Source organism: Streptomyces marinisediminis (genome assembly GCF_026262575.1).
Lineage (GTDB): Bacteria > Actinomycetota > Actinomycetes > Streptomycetales > Streptomycetaceae > Streptomyces > Streptomyces marinisediminis.
The window spans coordinates 158,255-172,165 of sequence record NZ_JAPKFL010000002.1 but is presented as its reverse complement, the minus strand read 5'-3'; the positions used below and the strand labels follow the sequence as shown (position 1 = coordinate 172,165).

Annotated in this window: 16 protein-coding genes and 1 pseudogene; 7 read left to right on the top strand and 10 right to left on the bottom strand. The window is 70.2% G+C overall.

Annotated features, from left to right (window positions below; genetic code table 11):
- Positions 1-168 precede the first annotated feature (168 nt).
- Together OSB71_RS02430 and OSB71_RS02425 are read left to right on the top strand one after the other, a co-directional pair.
- Complete coding sequence (locus OSB71_RS02430; protein ID WP_265943616.1) at positions 169-417, top strand: hypothetical protein; 249 nt, start codon at positions 169-171, stop codon at positions 415-417.
- A 10-nt stretch (positions 418-427) separates the two neighbouring features.
- Positions 428-1,123 carry a DUF4191 domain-containing protein gene (locus OSB71_RS02425; RefSeq protein ID WP_265943614.1) on the top strand — a complete coding sequence of 232 codons (696 nt, stop codon included), beginning with the start codon at positions 428-430 and terminating at the stop codon, positions 1,121-1,123.
- 289 nt (positions 1,124-1,412) lie between these two features.
- Here the strand turns inward: OSB71_RS02425 and OSB71_RS02420 are convergent, their stop codons facing one another.
- Positions 1,413-1,880, bottom strand: a complete 468-nt coding sequence (locus OSB71_RS02420; protein WP_265943612.1) for an RDD family protein — start codon at positions 1,878-1,880, stop codon at positions 1,413-1,415.
- A 281-nt stretch (positions 1,881-2,161) separates the two neighbouring features.
- Here OSB71_RS02420 and glnA point away from each other — a divergent pair, with 281 nt between their 5' ends.
- Complete coding sequence (glnA, locus tag OSB71_RS02415; RefSeq protein ID WP_265943610.1) at positions 2,162-3,577, top strand: type I glutamate--ammonia ligase; 1,416 nt, start codon at positions 2,162-2,164, stop codon at positions 3,575-3,577.
- A gap of 191 nt (positions 3,578-3,768) precedes the next feature.
- On the opposite strand, the gene OSB71_RS02410 is transcribed toward glnA, so the two are convergent.
- The 8 genes from OSB71_RS02410 to OSB71_RS02375 all read right to left on the bottom strand — a co-directional run bounded on the left by OSB71_RS02410 (position 3,769) and on the right by OSB71_RS02375 (position 8,547).
- Positions 3,769-3,993: a hypothetical protein gene (locus OSB71_RS02410; RefSeq protein ID WP_265943608.1), complete on the bottom strand. Its 225-nt coding sequence runs from the start codon at positions 3,991-3,993 to the stop codon at positions 3,769-3,771.
- Positions 3,983-4,339, bottom strand: coding sequence for a hypothetical protein (locus OSB71_RS02405; RefSeq protein ID WP_265943606.1), 357 nt, complete (start codon positions 4,337-4,339; stop codon positions 3,983-3,985). The genes OSB71_RS02410 and OSB71_RS02405 overlap by 11 nt, the downstream gene beginning before the upstream one ends.
- Complete coding sequence (locus OSB71_RS02400; RefSeq protein ID WP_265943604.1) at positions 4,336-4,632, bottom strand: hypothetical protein; 297 nt, start codon at positions 4,630-4,632, stop codon at positions 4,336-4,338. Before OSB71_RS02400 ends, OSB71_RS02405 begins: the two co-directional genes overlap by 4 nt.
- Positions 4,633-4,772: 140 nt before the next feature.
- Positions 4,773-5,957: a helix-turn-helix domain-containing protein gene (locus tag OSB71_RS02395; RefSeq protein ID WP_265943602.1), complete on the bottom strand. Its 1,185-nt coding sequence runs from the start codon at positions 5,955-5,957 to the stop codon at positions 4,773-4,775.
- Positions 5,958-6,615: 658 nt separating this feature from the next.
- Positions 6,616-7,191 (bottom strand): hypothetical protein, encoded by a 576-nt coding sequence (locus OSB71_RS24560; protein WP_416237180.1) that lies wholly within the window; start codon positions 7,189-7,191, stop codon positions 6,616-6,618.
- A gap of 50 nt (positions 7,192-7,241) precedes the next feature.
- Positions 7,242-7,712 carry a hypothetical protein gene (locus OSB71_RS02385; RefSeq protein WP_265943600.1) on the bottom strand — a complete coding sequence of 157 codons (471 nt, stop codon included), beginning with the start codon at positions 7,710-7,712 and terminating at the stop codon, positions 7,242-7,244.
- Positions 7,709-8,110 carry an ATP-binding protein gene (locus tag OSB71_RS02380; protein WP_265943598.1) on the bottom strand — a complete coding sequence of 134 codons (402 nt, stop codon included), beginning with the start codon at positions 8,108-8,110 and terminating at the stop codon, positions 7,709-7,711. Before OSB71_RS02380 ends, OSB71_RS02385 begins: the two co-directional genes overlap by 4 nt.
- A gap of 8 nt (positions 8,111-8,118) precedes the next feature.
- Positions 8,119-8,547 (bottom strand): hypothetical protein, encoded by a 429-nt coding sequence (locus OSB71_RS02375; RefSeq protein ID WP_265943596.1) that lies wholly within the window; start codon positions 8,545-8,547, stop codon positions 8,119-8,121.
- Between the two features lie 154 nt (positions 8,548-8,701).
- Here OSB71_RS02375 and OSB71_RS02370 point away from each other — a divergent pair, with 154 nt between their 5' ends.
- The 4 genes and pseudogenes from OSB71_RS02370 (at position 8,702) to OSB71_RS02355 (ending at position 12,623) form a co-directional block, all read left to right on the top strand.
- On the top strand, positions 8,702-9,802 hold the full coding sequence (locus tag OSB71_RS02370) for a helix-turn-helix domain-containing protein (protein WP_265943594.1): 1,101 nt from the start codon (positions 8,702-8,704) through the stop codon (positions 9,800-9,802).
- A 13-nt stretch (positions 9,803-9,815) separates the two neighbouring features.
- The gene (locus OSB71_RS02365; RefSeq protein ID WP_265943592.1) at positions 9,816-10,484 is read left to right on the top strand and encodes a YdcF family protein; all 669 of its coding nucleotides are present in this window, start codon (positions 9,816-9,818) and stop codon (positions 10,482-10,484) included.
- On the top strand, positions 10,426-11,220 hold the full coding sequence (locus OSB71_RS02360; RefSeq protein WP_416237179.1) for a WbqC family protein: 795 nt from the start codon (positions 10,426-10,428) through the stop codon (positions 11,218-11,220). Before OSB71_RS02365 ends, OSB71_RS02360 begins: the two co-directional genes overlap by 59 nt.
- Positions 11,221-11,429: 209 nt before the next feature.
- Positions 11,430-12,623 (top strand): annotated as a pseudogene (locus OSB71_RS02355) (IS3 family transposase).
- 505 nt (positions 12,624-13,128) lie between these two features.
- On the opposite strand, the gene OSB71_RS02350 reads toward OSB71_RS02355, so the two are convergent.
- Complete coding sequence (locus OSB71_RS02350) at positions 13,129-13,704, bottom strand: DinB family protein (RefSeq protein WP_265943588.1); 576 nt, start codon at positions 13,702-13,704, stop codon at positions 13,129-13,131.
- Positions 13,705-13,911 lie beyond the last annotated feature (207 nt).

The following is a 13,911-nucleotide window of genomic DNA, read 5'->3' as shown; positions in this document are numbered from 1 at the left end:
CCCTGTCATCAGGTGGTAACACCATAGGGTGACGCTGGAGCCACGCGTCGCGACGGGGGCACGGCGTCGTCGGCGGAGTGCCGCCAGGAGCGCCGTCGCGGCACCCCGCCGTCCCACGTCACACCACGTCAGCGCACCCTCGGTCACCACCCTCGGAGGACTCCCGCCATGGCCACGCAGGCTGTCCCGCCCCCGCCGCCCGCGGTGCCGGCCGACGCCGTCACGCTGACCGTCGAGCGTCCCACGCTCACCGACGCCCTGCGGGCCCTGGAGACGGTGCTGCTGCGCGGCGGCCACCGCACCGCCCGCCGCAACGCCTGGGCGGCCGTGCTCGCCGACCGGCGGCGGGCCAGGGACCGGCAGGATGCCGTACGCGCTCTGGAGGCCGCGGCGGAAGGGTCGCCGTCGGCCACGTAAACTTCCTCCCATGGCGAGGAAGGAACAATCCGAGAACCCAGGGCGCCTCAAGCAGATCGCCCTGACCTACCAGATGACCCGGCGTGCCGATCGCTGGATCGGGTTCATCCTGATCGGCGTGGGGCTGGTCACCTTCGGCGTCGTCCTCGGGATCGGCTTCCTCATCGGGCACCCGGTCTATCTCGGCATCCTGGGTTTCCTGCTGGCCTTCCTCGCGGTCGCGATCGTCTTCGGGCGGCGGGCCGAGCGGGCGGCGTTCGGGCAGATGGAGGGCCAGCCGGGCGCGGCGGCGGCGGTGCTGGACAACATGGGACGCAACTGGGTGGTGACGCCGGCCGTGGCCGTCAACCGCAGCCAGGACGTCGTCCACCGCGCGGTCGGCCGCGCCGGGGTGGTGCTCGTGGGCGAGGGCAACCCGAACCGGCTGCGCAACCTGCTGTCCTCCGAGCGCAAGAAGATGACCCGGCTGCTCGGCGACGTGCCGGTGCACCAGATCGTCGTCGGCGACGGGGAGGACCAGGTGCCGCTGAAGAAGCTGCGCAACACGATCGTCAAGAAGCCCCGCGTGCTGGCCGGACACCAGGTCACCGAGGTCAACGACCGGCTGCGCGCGGTGGGCGACCTGATGAGCAACATGCCGGTCCCCAAGGGCCCCATGCCGAAGGGCATGCGCATGCCCAAGGGCCCCAGCGGAGGCCGCCGCTGATCCCAGCGGACCCACTGGACCGGGCCGGGACGGCCCGCGGACGCCGACGTGGCTCCACGTCGGCGTCCGCTGCGTTACGCCCCCGCGACGACGCGGCGTCCCGCACGCCAGAGCGACGACCCGACGCGAGCCGGGAGCCGAGGGGCCGGAGCCGGGGCGAGAGGGACGCCAAGCCGGGCGCGGGCGTCCCGGGCCGGGGTCGGTACCCGCGTCGAAGCCCGGGAGTTCTGGTGCCGCGGCTCGCACCGCCGGCGCCCCGGAGCCGGGCGTACCGGCGGCCCGGAGAGCGTCAGAAGCGGAGCTGGACCGCGCCCGCGAACCGGTCGTGCAGGCCCCGCGTGTCCCGGTCCCACACCAGCGCCGGGATGACGAGGAGCAGCAGCAGCGTCCGCAGCAGGACGCGGGGCAGCGACAGCCGTCCGCCGTCCACGGAGACCACCCGCAGGCCCACGATCCGCTTGCCCGGGGTGCAGCCCAGCGTGCCCAGGGTCAGGAACGACATGACGCCGAACAGCAGCAGCGCCCAGTTGCCCGCGTCCCGCGAGCCGTCACCGGCGAGCAGGCCGTAGGCGATCAGCAGGCACAGCAGCCAGTCGATGAAGATCGCCGCGAGCCGGCGGCCCGGTGGCGCGATCGATCCGGAGCCTTCCTCCGGGAGCCCGAGCCGTTCGCCGCGGTAGCCGAAGTCGACCCCCATGTCCTCGGCCGCGGCGCGCGGGCCCGAGAGCCATGATCCGATTGCCTGCCGTTTGTCCACCCGACCACGGTAACCCGCCCGGCGCGGCGCTCGGACGGCGGCCGCCCGCACCGTCCGGCGGGCGGCGACCGTATGCCACCGCACCGCGGTGGCGCCGACGACGCCCGGGTCACCGCTGGGTCACCGGCCGGGCACCGCCCGTCCGGTTAACATCGGCGAAACAATCGGGTCATGCTGGAGAAATGCCGCCTGCCTAGGGTCGAGGAACAGCGGACCACCGCACTGGGCTGCGACCTGAAGCTGCAATCCCGTCCCGTCGCGGCGGGACTAGGAGGATTTGGATGTTCCAGAACGCCGAAGAGGTAAAGAAGTACATCGCGGACAACGACGTCAAGTTCATCGACGTCCGGTTCTGCGACCTCCCCGGGATCATGCAGCACTTCACCGTCCCGGCCGCCACGTTCGACCCGGCCGAGAACCTGATGTTCGACGGCTCCTCGATCCGCGGCTTCCAGGCGATCCACGAGTCCGACATGGCGCTCGTCGCGGACCTGTCCACCGCGCGCCTGGACCCGTTCCGCAGGGACGCCACGCTCAACATCAACTTCTTCATCCACGACCCGATCACCGGCGAGCAGTACAGCCGTGACCCGCGCAACGTGGCGAAGAAGGCCGAGGCCTACCTCGCGTCCTCCGGCATCGCGGACACCGCGTTCTTCGGCCCCGAGGCCGAGTTCTACGTCTTCGACGACGTCCGTTTCGAGACCAAGGCCAACGCGGGCTACTACCACATCGACTCCGTGGCCGGTGCCTGGAACACCGGGGCGATCGAGGACGGCGGCAACCGCGGGTACAAGGTCCGCTACAAGGGCGGCTACTTCCCGGCCCCGCCGGTCGACCACTTCGCCGACCTGCGCGCGGAGATCTCCCTTGAGCTGGCCGAGGCGGGCCTGGAGGTCGAGCGCCAGCACCACGAGGTGGGCACCGCGGGCCAGGCGGAGATCAACTACAAGTTCAACACGCTGCTGGCCGCCGCCGACGACCTGATGCTGTTCAAGTACATCGTCAAGAACGTCGCCTGGCGCAACGGCAAGACCGCCACCTTCATGCCCAAGCCGATCTTCGGCGACAACGGCTCCGGCATGCACGTGCACCAGTCCCTGTGGAGCGGCGGCGAGCCCCTGTTCTACGACGAGCAGGGCTACGCGGGCCTCTCCGACACCGCCCGCTACTACATCGGCGGCATCCTCAAGCACGCCCCGTCGCTGCTGGCCTTCACCAACCCGACGATGAACTCCTACCACCGCCTGGTCCCGGGCTTCGAGGCCCCGGTCAACCTGGTGTACTCGCAGCGCAACCGCTCCGCCGCGATGCGCATCCCGATCACCGGCTCGAACCCGAAGGCCAAGCGCGTCGAGTTCCGCGCCCCGGACCCGTCCTCCAACCCCTACCTGGCCTTCGCCGCGCTGCTGATGGCGGGCCTGGACGGCGTCAAGAACAAGATCGAGCCCGCCGAGCCGATCGACAAGGACCTCTACGAGCTCGCCCCCGACGAGCACGCCAACGTGGCCCAGGTCCCCACCTCGCTCCCGGCCGTCCTGGACGCCCTGGAGGCCGACAACGAGTACCTCCAGGCCGGCGGCGTCTTCACCGCCGACCTGATCGAGACGTGGATCGACTACAAGCGCACCCACGAGATCGCCCCGATGCAGCTCCGCCCCCACCCCCACGAGTTCGAGCTGTACTTCGACATCTGAGAGCCGCCCCGCCGCTATCAGCGGCGGTACCCGGAAAACCGCTCTGAGCTGCGACTTCATCTCTCATCGCTTGTCACCGGTTCCGGTCGATTCTCGGAGTCTTGTGTAATCTCTGTGCAAGATGATCACCGGGAACTGACAGCACAGCAGAGACCCCCCGACCATCAATCGGGGGGTCTCTGTCGTTCGCGTCAGCGGCAGGGCGGTGCCTGCTCCACCTGCTCGCCGTTCGCGGTGGCGAGCAGGCGGCACAAGCGGGCGTGTAGCGACTCGGCTTCGTGGAGCGGCAGGGTAAGCGTCAGGTCCGCGTGGTGGCGCTCGTTCCGCAGGAGCCAGAGCGGGATGGTGATGCGGCCGTCATCGGTCAGCCGGGCGGGCTGTCCGGTGATCATTTCGATGCGCCAGTCAGCGGCCATCGTGTGCCACCCCCGTGCCCATCTCGGCCTTGAGCCACGCGGGGGAGTGCGGCTGCTCCGCGTACCAGCGGGCGCAGTCCTTGCACCCGTAGTGCGCGAACGCGGGGCCGCTGCTCCGCTCGAAGAGGCCAATCATGATCTCCGCACCCGGCTGCCTGCACAGGTTGCAGACCTTGTTCGGGTCAAGCGGGCCACTGACGGGCCGCTCTGGTCCCCACTCGGCCCCGTGCCGGTTCCGGTGCAAGCTGTCGTGGTCGGCTGGCTCGGTGCAGGGGAAGCGGTCGGGGTGGCCGAACGGCCGGTAGCGCTCGCCGGGGTGGTGAGCGCCGCATGTGGGCACGTTCATGCCGACCTCCCGACGTGCACGCCGTGCATTACCTCAGCGCCGACGTCGACACCGTCGAGGGCAAACGCCAGGGCCTGCCGCCGCTGGTGCTGCTCGTGCGCGACGAAGTAGGGCCGGACCACCGGAAGAGCGTCGGCGTCGATGATCGTGTCTTCCGGACGGCACGCCCGCAGAGTCGGCGCCGGTTGCGGCGGCGGGACAGGACGGAGGCGTACGGCGGAGGGCGGGCGGCTGGTCACCAGCACCGCAAGCCCCCTCACCAGTTCGAACCAGCGGCGGATAGTCTCGGTCATGTCGACGCTCCTGTAAGCGTGGGCCATGCCCCCGGGCCGTTCGCGCGGTCGCGGGGGTGCTGTCACTCACAGCGTCTCGACATGCACAGACCGGAAATATCAGAGTTCACTGATAGCTCCGGCCAAAGGGTGACGCTAAGTCATACGCCCAGCCATGCGCCGAAGTTCGAGAATGTCTCCGGCATCCTGCGCTTGGCAGACTCCAGCCCGGCGTAGGTCTCCCTGACCAAGGGGTGGTACTTCGTCTGCTGGGGGGCCACCTTCCGCGCGTGCTGGAGGCTCTTGAACGCCGAATCGGCGCGGCCCATCCAGAGCTGAGCGCGGGCGACCTCGGCGTAGTGGTGGCTGGTGCGCGACTTCGGCCAGTCCTCGGGGATCGTGAGCGTGGAAGCCGTCTCGACGGCTTCGGGGTACAAGTCCTGTTCGGCCAGCGCCGCCACGCGGTGCACGCCGACGTTCGTCGGACCGAAGGCGAGCCAGTGCACGCGCTCAGCAGGGCCAGTGCGCGCCGCGATCCGCTCGGCTTCGTCAAGGTGCCCCTGTGCCGCGTCCCCGTCCTGGCTGCGGGCGTACAGCACGGACGCCCCGAGGTGGAGCTGCCCGGACGCCACGTCGCGCTCCCGGCTGCTCGGGGCACCGTCCACCGTGGCGAGTCCGAGACTGACCAGACGCTTGCCGGTTCGGTACTGGCCCGCTCGGAGATAGGCCAGGGCGCGCATGTACTGGCGCACACCGGAGAGCACCGGGTCCGAGGCGCGCTGTGCCGCCCACTCCATGCGATCAAGGGCGACCGTGCACAGGTCGTGGTAACCGAGCTTCGTCGTCACGTCATAGGCGGTCCGGTACGTGGACGCGAGCACCTGCCAGGCCCGGTCTGAGGCGTCGGAGTGGGCCGCCGTCGTGGCTTCGTGGATGAGGCTCGGCAGCGTCGTGGCCACCGCCTTGAGATCGGTGGCGCGTACCAGGGCGCACAACTGCTCGGCGTCCCGAGCCAAGTCGTCCAACGCACGAGGTGCGACGTCGACATCGGGTCCGAGGTCGTACACATCCAGAGCTTCGCGGATCGGCTGAATGAGCCCGTCCAGTTGATCGCGGCGCAGTTCTTCGAGGTACGGCTGCCCGGTCAGTTCAGAGACCGGGATAGACAGGGCACGCGCCAACGCACCGATCACAGAAGGGCTCGCGGGCATCACGCCCTGCTCCACCTTCGTGATGGTGCTGTACGACACGTGGGACAGATCGGCGAGCTCTCGCTGTGTCAGTCGGCGGACCTTGCGCACGTGCGCGACACGTGCGCCGGTGTGCTCGTCAGTGTGCAGGGGCATACTGGGCTCCGTTCTGCGTCGACAACAGAACAGTACTCCCGGCCCGGCGTCGGGGTACGTGCGTACGGCCCCCGTGCCAACGGGGGCCGTAGTGCTGAGGCGACGCTCCCAACTGTCCCGCTATCAGGGGCTCAGTCGCGTCGTGCCGGGCGAGCCGCGTGGAGCACGACGCAGAACGTCACGACGCGCTGGCGGCCCAGCAGAGCCGTGTTCACTGCTCATGTACGTCGTTCTCGCGCTCCAGCTCGGCCAGCCGCTCGCGCGCGCGTGCGCCGGTGCCTGCCCACCGCGAGGGCGGGTGCCCGTCGAGTACGGCCCGCAGTTCCGCGCACTCCTGCTCCCTTGCCGCCGCCGCGCTGGCGAGCCCGCCGACGACGGATCACGCCACGGCGCCGGCACTCCGCACCGCAGTAGGCCGGCGGCGGCCCGTCGACGCGGGCCGTAGCGGCTCAGAGCAGATGCGGCAGCGGCCAGCCATGAGTTTCCGGCACCTCAGCACCGATGTTCAAGATCTGCCGGACCCGCCAATGATCACGCTGGTAGTGGAAGCTGACGAGAGATGACCGTGCCATCGAGCGCCTTTTGACCTGCCAGGCCCGGTCCAATAAGCGCGAGTGCGACGGGCCCGGGTTGTGCCTCATCCTACTCGGGGAAGTCGTCATGCGAGTGGGGCTCTTCCACCCTGCATGTGCGCTGGCGTGATGGAGGGTGAGGACGGCATGGACGAGGGCGGTGGTGCGGGTGGCCGAGCATCGCGGCTTGCACAAGAAGCGACAGGACTTGATGGCGGCCATGGCCGTTTGTCGAGGTCCTCGTAGCGGCGGTGCCCGTTCTCGGTGTCCTCGATCACCCCGGTGAGCCGGCCGGTGAACCGGCTGTGGACCTCGGCGAGGGTTGGGGCGAAGTAGCCGCCAACATCCAGCAAGCTGACCGTCCCGCCTGCGGCCCGGGACTCGAGGTAGTCCAGGGCGGTGTCGTCGTCGGTGAACAGCTCGCGGGTGAGGGTATCGACCGGAACGGCCTGCTCGACCTCGCGCTTGGCGGCCGGGTGGATGGACTTCGGCTTGGGCAGCACCGCGGTGAGCCGGGTCATCGCGGCGACCGCGCGGACGAACGCGGGACGCTCGGCGAGTAGGTGCGTGATCAGGAACGACGCGGTCTGCTCACCCGGGTCGAACTGGGTGGCGATCCGGGCGAAGTAGGCGTCCAGCCGGGCGCGTTCGAAGGTTTCCATGGCAGTTCCCTCTCATCCGTTCCGTCCGGGCCGTGCGAGGAGATGTGGGTTCAGCGGGTGCGGGCGCGTCCGAACAGCAGCCGGTCGGCTGCGAGGACGGCGTCCAGGTAGGTGTCGACCTGGGCGGCGTCAGCGGACTGCGGCAGCGGGTCCAGGCCGAGCAGGAGGATCGCCTCGCCGTTGCGGGCGAGTAGTTCGGTCCAGGACCGGCGGGTGGGCAGCCGCAGCCGGCGGGAGGCGCCGGGGATGTGCAGCAGCACCTGATCGCCGACGGTCTGAAGGCAGGGCTCCAGCTCCGGGATGACCTCCCAGGCGCCGGTCAGGCCACCGAGGGCGGCGGACAGCCGCCGCATCCTGGCCTCGGCCGTCTCGGTGGTGCCCGAGCCGGTCAGGGCAGGGGTGTGGGTGATCAGGATGTGCGCGATCTCGCCCCCGTCCGGGCGGGTGCCGGGCCAGGTCCAGGCGGCGAGCGACACCAGCAGCCGCAGCTCGGGGCCGGGCGGGGTGAGAAGGACGCTCATGGGGTCGTGCCTTCAGCAGTCTTGAAGCAGGACCAGACGACCTTCCCGAACGGGGTACGGTCGTGGGCTCCCCAACCGTCGACGAGCGTGTCCACCAGGACCAGGCCGCGTCCGGAGGTGTCCGTGCTGGCGGCTTGGCGGGCCTGGGGGTGCTGGCTGCGGCTGTCGTGCACTTCCAGGCGTACAACTTCGTCGTCGACGTCGAGCTTGACCAGGAAGCCGCGGCCGGGGGCGGTGCCGTGGACCAGCGCGTTGGTGACGAGCTCGGAGACGCAGAGCCGGATGTCCTCGGCGCGGTCGGACAGGCCCCAGTCCGTCAGGGCCTCGGAGGCGAAGGACCGTGCCTGGCCGACCGACTCGGGCCGGGCCTCGAAGAACCGCTGGGTCGTCTTGGTCATCACGGTCCTCATGACTCGGCGTCCAGGACGCGGGTGGTGCCGGGATGGCGGCGGCGGACGGGGCCGCTGCGGGAGACGGAGTGGTGGGTGGTGCGGGGCTTACGGACCAGCAGCAGCCGCGAGCCGGCCGCCTCGATCCGGCGCCCGCGTCCAGCGGCTATGGCCTTCGGCCCCAGGTGCGACATGGCCGGGGCGATCACGCCATAGACGTCCGGCAGCGCGAGCACGTCCAGCAGCCCGGTGAACGCCGCCGACGCCGGCCCGGCGGCCGCGTCGCGGTCGGTAAAGACGCCGGACAGCTGCAGCTCGTGGCTGCGACAGTACTCGGCGAGCGAGGTGACCAGCGCGTCCTGCCGTGCTCGGGAGACCCGCACCAGCCGCAGAAAGCCGTAAACGACCGGGCCACTGACCGGGCGATGCTCCGTGAGGGGTTCCATGCTCAGGACCGTCCAAAAGGCTCGACAGGTGGTGACGTCTTAAGCGTGTCGTCCGGCCAACTTGCAGCCAATCAACGGCCGTTCTACTTCCGTTCCACTTCTGTCCCGCTGCCTGCACGGATCTGCTTCGATGACCGGTGGAAGGGAGCGACGCGTGGCGACCGTGCACCACTGGACCGGCCTGGAGGCCAAGGCCCTGCGGCTCGCCCTGCGACTGAGCGTGCGGGCCTTCGCCCAGCAGCTCGGCCTGGCGGTCGCGACTGTGTCCAAGTGGGAGTCCAAGCTCGCCATCACCGAACCCAGACCCGACACCCAGGCCATCCTCGACACCGCTCTCGGCCGCGCGGACGCCGCCGTCCACCTGCGGTTCGAAACGCTCCTGTCCGAGATGACCAGCCCGCTGACCACTGCCCGGCGGCGTGTCACCGCCTCCGGCCCCCGGGCCTGGGAGTACGAATCCTGGGCCGACGACCTCGACCGTGTCGTGGTCGCCCTGTCCCGGCAGAACTTCGCCTTCGCCGACAGCCTCCTCACCCGGTGGCTCGGCCGGTTCAAGGCCCCCGAGCTGGACGAGAAGGGCCTGTATCTCTTCGCCCGCTCCACCGCCCTGCTCGGCGACCTGAGGCGCGACCAGGGCGTCGTCCTGGGCCCGCTGTCCGCCCAGCACTCCTATGCCAGCGCCCGCGCGGTCTTCACCCAGCTCGACATCCCCCGCCGCGTCGCCCAGCTTGACCTGTCCCTCGCCGTGGTCACCGAGATGTCCGGGAAGCTGGAGATCGCCGCCCGCAACTACGAAACCCTCGCCGTCGACGACCGGCTCTCCCGCCGCGACCGGGCCAGGGCCCGGCTGTGGGTGGGGACTGCGCTGAGCAAGGACGGCCAGCACGACTATGCGACCCGCGTCATGCAGGCCGCGACCCGTGACTTCGAAGACCTCACCGAACCGGACGACTGGTCGGTGGCCCACCAGAAACTCGCCCTCGCCCGCCGCGGCGCCGGCGACCTCACCCAGGCCCTGCACTTCATCGACATCGCCCGCAACAGCGGGACCACCGAATCACCGATGCAACGCGTGCGACTGGACACCGCTCATGGCCACATCCTGCTCTCCGACACGGCGACCCGGGATGATGGACACCTCGTCCTCGACCAGGTCGCCCAGGTGGCCGCGCAGTACGGACTCGTGCACCAACTGCGCAGTATTGAGGGCATCAAGGCCATGAGCGAGGGGCCGACCGGCCCCCGGCAACGGTGACCAGGGAGAACGCGTGAGCAACGACCAGCAGGCCATCACTGAGGACCAGTGGCGCCAGGCCAAGCTGATCTGGGACTACCACCAGATGCAGCACGAGCTGCGGCCCGTCAACGTGGCGATCGGGCTGGGCAGCCACGACCTCGGCGTCGCCGCCCATGCCGCCGAGCTGTATCGCTCTGGGCTCTTCCCGACCCTGGTGTTCACCGGTGGCAACAGCCCCACCACTGCCAAGGTCTTCCCGCGCGGTGAGGCCGTCCACTTCCGCGAGCACGCCATCGACCTCGGCGTCCCCGCCGAGGCGATCCTGCTCGAGCCGAACGCGGCGAACACAGGGCAGAACATCACCCTCTCGCGTGAGGTCCTCGCCGCCGCCGGCATCCACCCCAAGACGGTGCTGCTGGTCTCTAAGCCCTATATGGAAAGGCGGTCGTTCGCGACCGCCCGCAAGCTGTGGCACGATGTCGAGATTCTGTGTGCGTCGGAGCCGCTGGAGTTCGACGACTACCTGAAGTCCATCGGCGACGAGAAGCTCGTCCTGGACATGCTCGTCGGCGACCTCCAGCGGGTCATCGAGTATCCGAAGCTCGGATTCGCCATCGAGCAACAGGTCCCGGAGGACGTGCATGCCGCGTACGAATCCCTCATCCGCGACGGCTTCACCAGCCGCCTCATCGCCTCGTGACCTGCCTGCCCCTGGCGGGCTGTGCGCGATCCACCAGCCCAACGTGTTCCCGAGGCTGACGACGCTGGCCAAGCTGTTCGCGGCGGACTACTGGATCGTCCTGGACGACGTGCAGTTCACCCACCGCGACTACCAGCACCGAGCCCGTCTCGCCGACCTCGATGACCCGGCCCGTCAGCAGTGGCTCACCATCCCCACCCACCTCCCGGACGGGCGGTCCACCCTCATCCGGGACGCCGTGATCGACGACCCCGCCCTGGCCCGCCGCCGGACCGCCGGGATGCTGCCGCAGCACTATGGCGCCAGCCCCCACTGGCCCGCTTTCGCGAAGGCCCTGGACCCCGTGCTGGACGCGTTCACCACCGGACGGACCGCGGCCGTCGCCCAGATGTCCACCCGCGTCTTGCTGGACCTGATCGGCTGGCGGGGCCAGATCCTCACCAGCAGCCGTCTGACCGTCCGGCCGGGCCGATCCGTCCGGCTCGCCGACCTGGCCGCCGCGACCGGCGCCCGCACCTATCTGTGTGGGACCGGCGGCATGAGCTATCTCGATCCGGATCCGTTCGCGGCCCAGAACGTCGCCGTGGCCCCGTTCCGGCCGCCGGCCACTGGCATCTGGTCCTCCGGTCGCCGCCTCAGTGCCCTGTGGGCCCTGGCAGCACTCGGCCCGGACGCCACGGCCGCCCGCCTCCGGACTCTCGCCGCCGACCAATGCCGTCTGCAGACGGCAGCCTGAGCGAGCCGTCCCCCTCCTCGAGACGGGGGGAGGTACACCGAACGTCCCCAATCGCGTACGACTCGGTGAGCGACGTGCGCGGTTCAGGAGTTCTCCCGCCGGATCATCTCCCGCAGGCTAGTCCGGGCGGCTGCCAGTGAGCTGTACTGATCTTCGTGGAGTCCCTGAAGCCTGGGTTACGCTTCCAGGCGTGAGGAGAACCACGAGCAATGCCAGCACCCCGTAGATATCCCGATGAGCTGCGTGAGCGGGCGGTGCGCGAGGTCCGCTCGACCGGCCGTCCTGTGGCCCACGTCGCCCGCGACCTCGGCATCCACAAGGAAGCCCTGAGGTCCTGGGTCCGCCAGGCCGAGGCGGACGCCGGTGAGCGTGACGACCGGCTGGGGACTGCCGAGCGCGACGAGTTGAAGGAACTTCGCAAGGAGAACGCCGGGTTGAGGCGGGCCAACGAGATCCTGAAGGCCGCCTCGGTGTTTTTTGCCCTGGAGATCGACCGTCCCCGGACGAGGCCGAGCAGGTGATCGACCACCTGCGCGACAAGGGCCTCGGGGTCGATCCCGTCTGCCGGGTGCTGGAGCTGTCGCCGTCGACGTACTTCGCGCGCAAGACGCGGCCGAAGTCGGCCCGCCGCCTGCGCGACGAAGAACTGGTCCCGCTGGTCACAGCCGCGTGGGAGGACTCCGGCCGCACCTACGGCGCCCGCCGCGTCACCCGCGCCCTGGTCCGCGCGGGACACGCGGTGGCCCGCTGCACGGTCGAGCGGCTGATGCGCGAGCTCGGCATCGAGGGCGTCATCCGCGGGCAGCGCCGCCGCACCACGGTCCCCGAGCCGGCCGCGCCGCGCCCGCCGGACCTGGTCAACCGCCGTTTCACCGCCGAGCGGCCCAACCAGTTGTGGCTGGCGGACCTGACCTCCATCCGCACCTGGTCGGGGTGGGTCTACGTGGCGTTCGTCCTGGACGCGTAATGCACGCCGGATCGTGGGCTGGCAGGCCGCCACGCACCTGCGCACGGACCTGCCGCTGGACGCGCTGGAGATGGCGCTGTGGCGGCAGAGGGTCAAGAAGGACGCCGGGCTCATCCACCACAGCGGCAGAGGGTCGCAGTACGTGTCCATTCGATATACGGAGCGTCTCGCGGAGGTTGGAGCTTCCGCGTCGGTCGGTTCCGTCGCGGACAGTTACGACAACGCGATGGCCGAGGCCCTCAACGGCACATGCAAGGCCGAACTGATCGAACATCAGGGGCCATGGCGGGACTTCGACCAGGTCGAGCGGGCCGTCTTCCAGTGGGTCGCGTGGTACAACGGTGAACGACTCCACTCCGCCCTCGGCTACGTACCACCCGACGAGTACGAACAGGCACACTGGGCGCAACTGGACGACGTCCCGCAGACCGCTTGAACACACGATCGCGGACTCCACGAAACTCGGTGCAGCTCACTCCGAGCGTGGGCGCGGAGGCTGCCCGCCGTACGGGCGGGTGCAGCACCCGCGACTTCGAGCAGGACCGAAGCAGCCTGATACGAACCGGCTGATGCCTCGCCACATCGTGTGGCGAGGCCTCTGACCGTCATCAGCGGCGTCGGCCCGCGTTCCTCGGACTCCGTGTTCGTGCCGCGGCCGAAGGTGTGGTGCGGGGGAGAGGGGTGACGTGCCGGGGACGTTGGTTCGGCTGCGGGCTGCCTGAGTGCGCCGGTGCGGTTGCGCGGTGATACGCCAGTTGAGGCCGCGGCGGTGCGCCCGGCGCCGGCGGGTTTTCGGTGGGTGGCGACTTCGGCGGGGACTTTCCGGGAGTGTGGCGGCGGTGTCGGCCCGGGCGAGGGTGGTGGTCAGTGTGGCGCAGGCGGTGTCGGTGAGGGACGGCTGGCTTCTCGCGCGGCCTGGGGACGTGCCCGCGGCGGCGTGGTCACTGGCCCACTCGGCCGTCGATGCGCTCGCGCAGGAGGTCGGCGTGGCCGCAGTGCCGCGCGTACTCGGCGATCTGCATCACCAGGATGTCGCGGAGCGGGGCCTCCCCGGTCCGCGTGCCGAGGTCGGTGCGTCCGGCGATGAAACGGTCGGTCAGTTCACTCTCGGTCCGCCACTGGCGCCACGCGTCCTCCACGACGGCCGGGTCGGCGACCGCGCCGTTCCAGTCGCCGTCCCGGTCTTCGGCGGTGCGGTAGATCCTGGGCGAGTCCTCGCCCGCCAACCGGCGGAAGTGCCGTTCTTCCTCGGCCATGTGCCGCACCAGGCCGAGCAGGGACATGGTGGACGGCGGTACGGAGCGCCGGGCCATCTGTCCGGCGTCCAGGCCCGCACACTTCATCTCGAGGGTGAGGCGGAAGTGGCGCAGGTAGTCCAGCAGCGTGCCGCGTTCGTCGACCGTCTCGGTTTCGGCCTCGCGCGGGTCGTCGTCCGGGTCGACCCACATGTCGGGGTAGACGGTGGCGACGGTCCACCGGGTCACCGCCGCTTCGTTGTCGCGCTCGCCTGGTTCCATGGGTGCATCCTGGTGCGCATCGACCCCGTCCGCCACTGAAATATCGCGTCTGAGGCGGCAGGCGGCAGGCGGCCGGCGGTCGGCGGTCGGCCGGGCGCGTCCCGCCTCCGCGGCGTCCCGTCCGCCGGGGGGGCCGTGCAGACGTTTCCGGGTCGCCGCCCGCTGCCGGAGGTCCGCCCGGGTCCGGAGGCCGTGCGGCGCACCCGT

Bases quoted from the DNA above. Each gene is read 5' to 3' on its own strand.
- OSB71_RS02410 (WP_265943608.1), bottom strand. From the start codon at position 3,993: ATGGCCGCTGACTGGCGCATCGAAATGATCACCGGACAGCCCGCCCGG.
- OSB71_RS02360 (WP_416237179.1), top strand. From the start codon at position 10,426: ATGCCGCGTACGAATCCCTCATCCGCGACGGCTTCACCAGCCGCCTCA.
- OSB71_RS02385 (WP_265943600.1), bottom strand. From the start codon at position 7,712: ATGAGCGTCCTTCTCACCCCGCCCGGCCCCGAGCTGCGGCTGCTGGTG.
- OSB71_RS24560 (WP_416237180.1), bottom strand. From the start codon at position 7,191: ATGGAAACCTTCGAACGCGCCCGGCTGGACGCCTACTTCGCCCGGATC.
- OSB71_RS02425 (WP_265943614.1), top strand. From the start codon at position 428: ATGGCGAGGAAGGAACAATCCGAGAACCCAGGGCGCCTCAAGCAGATC.
- OSB71_RS02375 (WP_265943596.1), bottom strand. From the start codon at position 8,547: ATGGAACCCCTCACGGAGCATCGCCCGGTCAGTGGCCCGGTCGTTTAC.
- OSB71_RS02350 (WP_265943588.1), bottom strand. From the start codon at position 13,704: ATGGAACCAGGCGAGCGCGACAACGAAGCGGCGGTGACCCGGTGGACC.
- glnA (WP_265943610.1), top strand. From the start codon at position 2,162: ATGTTCCAGAACGCCGAAGAGGTAAAGAAGTACATCGCGGACAACGAC.
- OSB71_RS02380 (WP_265943598.1), bottom strand. From the start codon at position 8,110: ATGACCAAGACGACCCAGCGGTTCTTCGAGGCCCGGCCCGAGTCGGTC.
- OSB71_RS02430 (WP_265943616.1), top strand. From the start codon at position 169: ATGGCCACGCAGGCTGTCCCGCCCCCGCCGCCCGCGGTGCCGGCCGAC.
- OSB71_RS02405 (WP_265943606.1), bottom strand. From the start codon at position 4,339: ATGAACGTGCCCACATGCGGCGCTCACCACCCCGGCGAGCGCTACCGG.
- OSB71_RS02400 (WP_265943604.1), bottom strand. From the start codon at position 4,632: ATGACCGAGACTATCCGCCGCTGGTTCGAACTGGTGAGGGGGCTTGCG.
- OSB71_RS02395 (WP_265943602.1), bottom strand. From the start codon at position 5,957: ATGCCCCTGCACACTGACGAGCACACCGGCGCACGTGTCGCGCACGTG.